The 7,928-nt window shown below is 38.7% G+C and carries 8 protein-coding genes; all 8 read left to right on the plus strand.

What is annotated here, in order from left to right; translation table 11 throughout:
* Positions 1–487: GIN domain-containing protein (locus ABI367_RS00820; RefSeq protein ID WP_462230339.1), on the plus strand; the 487-nt coding region annotated here is incomplete at its 5' end.
* Positions 488–630: 143 nt separating this feature from the next.
* On the plus strand, positions 631–1,350 hold the full coding sequence (locus ABI367_RS00825) for a head GIN domain-containing protein (protein WP_462230341.1): 720 nt from the start codon (positions 631–633) through the stop codon (positions 1,348–1,350).
* Positions 1,351–1,419: 69 nt separating this feature from the next.
* The gene (locus ABI367_RS00830; RefSeq protein ID WP_462230343.1) at positions 1,420–2,409 is read left to right on the plus strand and encodes a c-type cytochrome; all 990 of its coding nucleotides are present in this window, start codon (positions 1,420–1,422) and stop codon (positions 2,407–2,409) included.
* Between the two features lie 95 nt (positions 2,410–2,504).
* Positions 2,505–3,854 (plus strand): trigger factor, encoded by a 1,350-nt coding sequence (tig, locus tag ABI367_RS00835; protein ID WP_462230345.1) that lies wholly within the window; start codon positions 2,505–2,507, stop codon positions 3,852–3,854.
* 224 nt (positions 3,855–4,078) lie between these two features.
* Positions 4,079–4,813, plus strand: coding sequence for an ATP-dependent Clp protease proteolytic subunit (locus ABI367_RS00840; RefSeq protein WP_462230347.1), 735 nt, complete (start codon positions 4,079–4,081; stop codon positions 4,811–4,813).
* Between the two features lie 125 nt (positions 4,814–4,938).
* On the plus strand, positions 4,939–6,177 hold the full coding sequence (gene clpX, locus ABI367_RS00845) for an ATP-dependent Clp protease ATP-binding subunit ClpX (RefSeq protein ID WP_462230349.1): 1,239 nt from the start codon (positions 4,939–4,941) through the stop codon (positions 6,175–6,177).
* 145 nt (positions 6,178–6,322) lie between these two features.
* Positions 6,323–7,174 carry an AMP nucleosidase gene (locus ABI367_RS00850; RefSeq protein ID WP_462230351.1) on the plus strand — a complete coding sequence of 284 codons (852 nt, stop codon included), beginning with the start codon at positions 6,323–6,325 and terminating at the stop codon, positions 7,172–7,174.
* Between the two features lie 97 nt (positions 7,175–7,271).
* A partial coding sequence (locus tag ABI367_RS00855; protein ID WP_462230353.1) for a PLP-dependent cysteine synthase family protein occupies positions 7,272–7,928 on the plus strand: 657 nt, incomplete at its 3' end.

Here is a 7,928-nt window from a genome sequence, read left to right on the forward strand (position 1 = left end):
CCCGATAGCCAAAATTGAGGCACATGGCAATGTAGAAGTATATATTACCAACGGCACCAAAGATGGCGTAAAAGTTTATAACGATTACTATGCACAAAGTGCATTGGTACAGGAAGACAAAGGCGTATTACGTGTTACCAACTACGACAAAAATCAAAAACTGGTTGTAGAAGTTACCGTAACCCAGTTACAAAATATAGCTGCTTATGATAACGCGGTTATCAAATCAGATAGATTATCATTGGTTGATTTGAAAGTTGACTTGTACAACCAGACTTATGCAGGTTTAAATTTAAACAACTTTGCCGCCAGCATCAACGTTAACGACCAGGCTAAAGCCGATTTAACCGGAAATGTTAACGAATACAGCTTAACTTACAGCTATGCTGCTACAGTTAACCGTGCCGAACTGGCTGCTGTAAATGTTGACGAGATACGCGTAGCACCTGCAATGAACCTTAAAGGCCGTTTCAGAAACCGCGCTTAATCTAAATACAATATTGCCCTAAACCTCTTTTATATAATAGTGATTGAAGCTGTCCCCAATTTTGGCGGGCAGCTTTTTTTATGTTAAACCATTTGTGTAACTTTATTTTAGGTTACTGCGTCCAACAACAAAAAAAATCAGCTATGAAAAAATATTTATCAAACATTGGTTTACTTACTGCTTGTGCTTTGTTGTTGGTTTTACCTGCCTGTAAATTAACTTGCATAACCGGGTCTGGCAATAAAATTAGTGAAGACAGAAAGGTGAGTGATTTTACTGCTATCAGGATATCTGGAAACTTTAAAGTTAAGCTGGTACAGGATAGCAGCCTGAATTTGCACATTACTACTGACGATAATTTGCTGAAATATATTAAAACAAGGGTGGAAGGCGATAAGTTAATTGTATCTAACGAGGATGTATGTACCAACGGTGACCAGGAAATAACCATAGGTGTGCATAATTTGAATGCACTACATGCCTCAGGTGCGGTTGAGGTGACATCTGACGGAAAAATAAACACCGGCGATATGGAAATAGAGTTATCCGGATCAACCAAGGTAACGCTCGACCTGAATGCCGCACGGCTAACTACAAAGGGCAGCGGATCAACAGAAGTTAATTTAAAGGGACAGGCCAGTACGCATAATATTGATTTAAGCGGCAGCGGTAATGTTAACGCACTTGATTTTATTGTGGGCGATTATAATATATCAACGTCGGGTTCAAGCGATTGCCAGATTAATGTACTTCGCGAATTGAATGTGCGCAGCAGTGGGTCGTCATCTATTAAATATCGTGGTACACCGACACAAATAAACAATAGTAAATCAGGTTCTTCATCAATAGAAAAAATAAATTAATCATATAGTATATACCCGGGGGATGCTTATTTAGGCTTTCGTCCAACTTAACTTATCACACTTATTATTATGAAAAAGATAGCTAAAGGAATTGCTTATCTGCTTATTATCATTGTTTTAATAGGAATTGTTGCAGTGTCATACATAACACTTGCGCTGCCCAATGTAGGGCCCGCTGAAGATATTAAAGTACAAATAACCCCACAACGTATTGAACGCGGAAAATATCTTGCCTTGCATGTATCGGCCTGTTTAGATTGTCACTCGGCACACGACTGGACTAAACTTGGAGGACCTGTTGATACAACTATGCTGGGTTCCGGTGGCGAGGTATTTGATGCCGGTCAGGGCTTTCCAGGCAAGGTTATTGTACCAAACATCACCCCGTTCAACCTAAAAAGCTGGACCGACGGGGAGATTTTCCGTGCGGCGACTACCGGTGTAAAAAAGGATGGGTCGCCTATATTTCCACTAATGCCATGGAAATATTATTCAAAAATGGATAGGGAAGATATTTACAGCATTATAGCTTATTTACGTACTTTAAAGCCTATTGAAAACACTCATCCAAAAGCCAAACTTGATTTTCCATTGAACATATTGGTGCATACCATGCCGCAAAAAGCAACATTGGGCACAAAGCCCGCCGCTGCTGATACCATTAAATATGGTGAATATCTGGTACAATCTGCTGCTTGTAAAGATTGCCACTCGCAAGATAATAATGGTGAGATATTACCGGGGATGGAATTTGCCGGTGGTAAAGAATTTAAAATTAACGGGCATAGCCTTAAATCAGCAAATATTACTCCAGATGCGGTTACCGGTATTGGCAACTGGACAAAGCAACAATTTATTGCCCGGTTCAGAGTGTTAAATGATGTAAGCAAGGCACCCACCATTAATAAAGCTAGAGATTTTCAAACGCTTATGCCTTGGTGGCAATACAGTAAAATGACCGATGGCGACCTCTCATCTATTTATGCGTATTTAAAAACTGTTAAACCTGTTAGTAATACGGTAATTAAATTTCAACTCAACTCTGCTCCGGTAAATTAAAAATAATTCGTATTTTTGCGCCTCCAAATTTGTTGCCTTTTATTATTTAAAAAGGTGCATTTGGAGGCACATTAATTAAAATATACCGTTAGAAGATGAATATTACACAGGAGAAAATTGATAACCTGAATGCAGTTGTAACTATTAATATGAAACCCGAAGACTATCAGCCACGCGTTGATAAGGCTATAAAGGATCATGCAAAAAAAGCTAAGATACCTGGTTTTCGCCCCGGGATGGTGCCACCGGCACATATCAGAAAAATGTATGGCAAAAGCATTTTGGTTGATGAGGTTAATAATTTACTGTCAGATACGCTAAATAATTACTTAACGGAACAAAAACTGGAAGTACTGGGCCAGCCATTGCCAAAGGTTGATGATAAAAAAGAATACAACTGGGATTTTGCTGACGATTTTGAATTTAATTACGAAGTTGGTTTGGCACCTGAGTTTGCCCTTGATTTTTCTGCAAAGGATAAGCTTACCCAGTATGTTATAAAAGTTGACGACGAAACTTTGGCGTCGCGTATTAAAAATATACGTCGTAGCTATGGCAAGATGACAAATCCTGACGTATCGGCAGATGATGACGTATTATATGCGCAATTAACGCAGCTTTCGCCTGATGGTGCTGTTTTTGAGGATGGCATTGTAAATACTACATCTGTACGTTTAGACCAGGTGACCGATGAGAAAATAAAAAAATCATTGATCGGTTTAAAAAAGGATGATGAATTGGTATTTGATATCAATAAAGCCTATAACAACGATGCGCCAAAAATAGCCGCGCTGTTGGGCATTGATGAGACAGAAGCAGCTGATTTAAAATCAAACTTTCGTTTAACGGTAAAAAATGTTAACCGTTTGGAAGAAGGGGATTTGAATCAGGAGTTCTTTGACAAATTATTTGGTGCAGGTGCAGTAACCGACGAAGCTGGTTTTACGGCCAAAATTACGGAAGAACTGGAAACTATGATGACCCAGGATGCTGACCGTAAGCTGCAAAATGATATATACAACTATAGCCTGGAGAAAGTTAATTTTGAATTGCCGGACGAGTTTTTGAAACGCTGGTTAATGGCCACAAATGAAAAATTAACAGACGAAGAACTTCAGGGTGGTTATCAGGATTTTGCAAAAAACTTGAAATGGACGTTGATAGAAAACAAAATACTTAAGGATAATAATATTGAAATTAAGTATGAAGAAGTTTTCGCGGCAGCAAAACAAAGCCTTGATCAGCAATTTAGAATGTATAGCCCACAGCCAATCGGCGAAGAGCAATTGGCACAGTATGCTGTACAATACCTGCAAAATAAAGAAAATGCCAACAAGGTGTTTGAAGAAGTAAAAGCGCTTAAAGTATTAGATCATATTAAAAACGCAATTACTTTGGATAAAAAGGAAATATTATATAACAAGTTTCAGGAACTGGTAAAGTAATTAAACTTTAAATATTATAATTTTCAAAAAGCATCTGTTGTAAGGCAGATGCTTTTTTGTTGACTAAGATTTATAAGATTTTACCATTTGTAAGATTAACATCATAAAATCTTTTTAATAAAAAAATCTTAGTCAAACAAACCTTATATTAAAAATTGTATTCAACTAAAAACTATATTTATAGCGACATAAGAAGTCGCTACTAACACATTTAAATAACTATCATGGACAATATTGATAAAAACGAATTCAGAAAATACGCTGTAAAACATCATAGAATTAGCAGCACTTATGTAGATAAATTTATTGGCGGTGTAAACCGCAGTAACGCTCCGTCAGGTATAGCAACAGGTCCGGGCATTACAGCTTATACGCCTTACATCATTGAAGAGCGCCAGCTCAATATTTCGCAATTAGACGTGTTTTCGCGTTTGATGATGGACCGTATTATTTTTCTGGGCGATCCGATATATGATCAGAACGCCAATGTTATTCAGGCACAGCTGTTATTCCTGCAATCTGCCGATTCAAAACGTGATATCCAGCTTTACATTAACTCTCCGGGAGGCTCTGTTTATGCAGGCTTGGGTATTTATGATACTATGCAGTTGATATCGAATGAAGTGGCTACCATCTGTACCGGCATGGCCGCGTCAATGGCTGCGGTATTGTTATGTGCTGGTGCCGAAGGTAAACGTGCTGCATTGCCCCATTCACGTGTTATGATACACCAACCATCAGGTGGCGCACAGGGCCAGCAATCAGATATCGAGATTTCTTACCACGAGATAACTAAATTAAAAAAAGAATTATATCAGATCATTGCAGATCATAGTGGTGCATCGTACGAAAAAGTTGATTCAGCGTCTGATCGTGACTATTGGATGATAGCCGAGGAAGCCAAAGAATTTGGTATGATCGATGAAATATTACGCGGAAATAAAACAAAAGGTAAGTAAGTTGAGTATAGTGAGTGGTGAATAGTTGATTGGGTGAGTAGTTTTTAGGTAACAAACAACTACTCACCCAATCAACCACTCAACTATTAACTAATTTTAGTAATTTTGTTATATATATATATCGCATGAATAAGAATAGTAAAGAGATCAGGTGCTCATTTTGCGGTGCGGGGAAACAAGATTCCCTGATGCTGATAGCGGGGCTTGATGCACATATTTGTGATAAATGCGTTAACCAGGCTAATGAAATATTGGCCGAAGAGTTAAAGGTGCGTAAGGTAAAAACATCGCCTTCGTCGCCATCTTTGTTAAAACCATACGAATTAAAAACACACCTTGATCAATATGTTATTGGCCAGGATGATGCCAAAAAAATATTATCAGTTGCTGTATATAACCATTACAAACGCTTAAATCAGCGTATTGAAAAGGATGAGGTAGAGATAGAGAAATCAAACATCATTATGGTTGGCGAAACAGGTACAGGTAAGACCCTGCTGGCAAAAACGCTGGCCAAAGTTTTAAACGTTCCGTTTTGTATTTGCGATGCCACGGTATTAACTGAAGCGGGCTACGTAGGCGAGGATGTAGAAAGCATATTAACACGCTTGCTGCAGTCTGCAGATTATGATGTTACACTTGCCGAAAAAGGTATTGTATATATTGACGAAGTAGATAAAATTGCCCGTAAAAGCGATAATGCTTCTATAACCCGTGATGTATCAGGCGAGGGTGTACAGCAGGCTTTGTTAAAAATACTGGAAGGTACCATGGTTAACGTACCACCACAAGGCGGACGTAAACATCCCGACCAAAAAATGATAACGGTTAATACCAGCAATATATTATTTATATGCGGTGGTGCTTTTGACGGTATCGACAAAAAAATAGCTAACCGTTTGCGTACGCAAACAGTAGGTTACAAATTGCAGGGTAATGATATGGAGGTTGATATGAAAAACCTTTATAAATACATTACCCCGCAGGATTTGAAATCATTTGGTTTAATACCTGAACTAATAGGCCGCTTGCCGGTGCTTACTTATTTAAACCCATTAGATAGGGAAGCGTTGTATAATATATTGGTTGAGCCTAAAAATTCATTGCTTAAACAGTACAAAAAGCTGTTTGAATACGAAGGGGTAAAACTTGATTTTGAGGATGATGTGCTGGAGTTTATTGTGGATAAAGCCATGGAGTTTAAGTTAGGCGCACGTGGGTTACGTTCAATTTGCGAAGCTATCATGATTGATGCTATGTTTGAGTTCCCGTCAAAAAAAGATGTGAAAAAACTGGTTATCACCCTTGATTACGCGCATGAGAAATTTGAACGGTCGGATCTGAAAAAATTAAAAGTAGCTTAACAATAACAATATAAGTTAAGCTTATATTTATAATAATATTGCAGCCCTGGCTATATGCCGGGGTTTGCTGTATAAAAAGAGTTTACTTATTTGCACGCAGATAAGTTGTATATTTAATAAAAGAGGAAATAAAGAGGAAAATGATATGAACGACGAATTGAAAATTAAGAAAGATGGAGCAACAACCGTTGTTGCAGAAGTACAAAGCCCGATAAAAAAAGGATTGAAAACCAAGGAAGCAATAGTAGTCAACTGGTTGCCCAGATACACCGGGCGCCCGTTGGAAGCCTTTGGTGATTATATTATATTGACAAATTTTTCAAAATATATACAGTTGTTTTCTGAGTGGAACGACAATGCGCCGATAATGGGCCTTGATAAGCCTATGCAAAGTGTAACAGCTAACGGAATAACCATTATTAATTTTGGTATGGGCAGCCCTGTGGCAGCAACTGTTATGGACCTGCTTACCGCTATACATCCCAAAGCAGTTATATTTTTAGGTAAGTGCGGCGGTTTAAAACGTAAAAACAATGTTGGCGATCTGATATTGCCTATTGCTGCTATTAGGGGCGAGGGAACGTCAAATGATTACCTGCCGCCAGAAGTGCCTGCATTGCCATCATTTGCTTTACAAAAAGCCATATCAACTACCATCCGCGATTTCTCGCTGGATTATTGGACAGGTACATGTTACACCACCAACCGCCGGGTTTGGGAGCATGATAAGAAGTTTAAGAGCTACCTGAAAGAATTACGTGCCATGGCTGTTGACATGGAGACCGCAACTATTTTTACTACAGGTTTTGCCAATAAAATACCTACAGGAGCTTTGTTGCTGGTGTCCGATCAGCCAATGATACCAGAGGGCGTAAAGACCAGCGAAAGCGACTCGAAAGTAAGTTCTGACTTTGTAGAAACACATTTAAAAATTGGTATCGAATCGTTAAAACAACTAATAAACGGCGGGTTGACTGTTAAGCACTTAAGATTTTAATTTGGTTGAAATAAGTTGAAGATGTTATAGAGGTTGAAATAGTTGTAGATTTGCTTTTAACAATTGCAACTTTTATAACAATTACAACTACACACATATGTGGTACAATAATATATTAGAAACCATTGGTAATACACCATTAGTTAAGTTAAACAAGATAGTTAAGGATATTCCGGCTACGGTATTGGCTAAAATTGAGACCACTAACCCCGGCAACTCTATTAAGGACCGTATGGCTCTTAAAATGATTGAGGATGCCGAGAAAAGCGGCAAACTTAAACCAGGCGGAACTATTATTGAAGGTACATCAGGCAATACCGGTATGGGCCTGGCTATCGCCGCGGTTATAAAAGGCTATAAATGTATTTTTACCAGTACGGACAAGCAATCAAAAGAGAAATTTGATGCTTTGCGTGCCTTTGGTGCCGAGGTAATTGTTTGCCCAACTAACGTTGACCCGGAGGACCCTCGTTCCTATTATTCTGTATCGTCGCGTTTAGAGCGAGAGGTGCCTAATTCATGGAAACCTAATCAGTACGATAACTTATCCAACTCGCAGGCACATTATGAGCAAACAGGTCCGGAGATTTGGGAGCAAACTGAAGGGAAAATAACGCATTTGGTGGTAGGAGTAGGTACGGGTGGTACCATATCGGGCACGGCCAGGTATTTAAAAGAGCAAAATCCAAACATACAGGTGCTGGGTATTGATACCTACGGCTCGGTATTTAAAAAATACAAAGAGACCGGAATT

It is taken from the genome of Mucilaginibacter sp., from assembly GCF_039935595.1.
Classification (GTDB): domain Bacteria; phylum Bacteroidota; class Bacteroidia; order Sphingobacteriales; family Sphingobacteriaceae; genus Mucilaginibacter.

Coding starts and splice junctions, on each gene's coding strand:
- ABI367_RS00825 (WP_462230341.1), top strand. CDS start 631: ATGAAAAAATATTTATCAAACATTGGTTTACTTACTGCTTGTGCTTTG.
- ABI367_RS00830 (WP_462230343.1), top strand. CDS start 1,420: ATGAAAAAGATAGCTAAAGGAATTGCTTATCTGCTTATTATCATTGTT.
- tig (WP_462230345.1), top strand. CDS start 2,505: ATGAATATTACACAGGAGAAAATTGATAACCTGAATGCAGTTGTAACT.
- ABI367_RS00840 (WP_462230347.1), top strand. CDS start 4,079: ATGGACAATATTGATAAAAACGAATTCAGAAAATACGCTGTAAAACAT.
- clpX (WP_462230349.1), top strand. CDS start 4,939: ATGAATAAGAATAGTAAAGAGATCAGGTGCTCATTTTGCGGTGCGGGG.
- ABI367_RS00850 (WP_462230351.1), top strand. CDS start 6,323: ATGAACGACGAATTGAAAATTAAGAAAGATGGAGCAACAACCGTTGTT.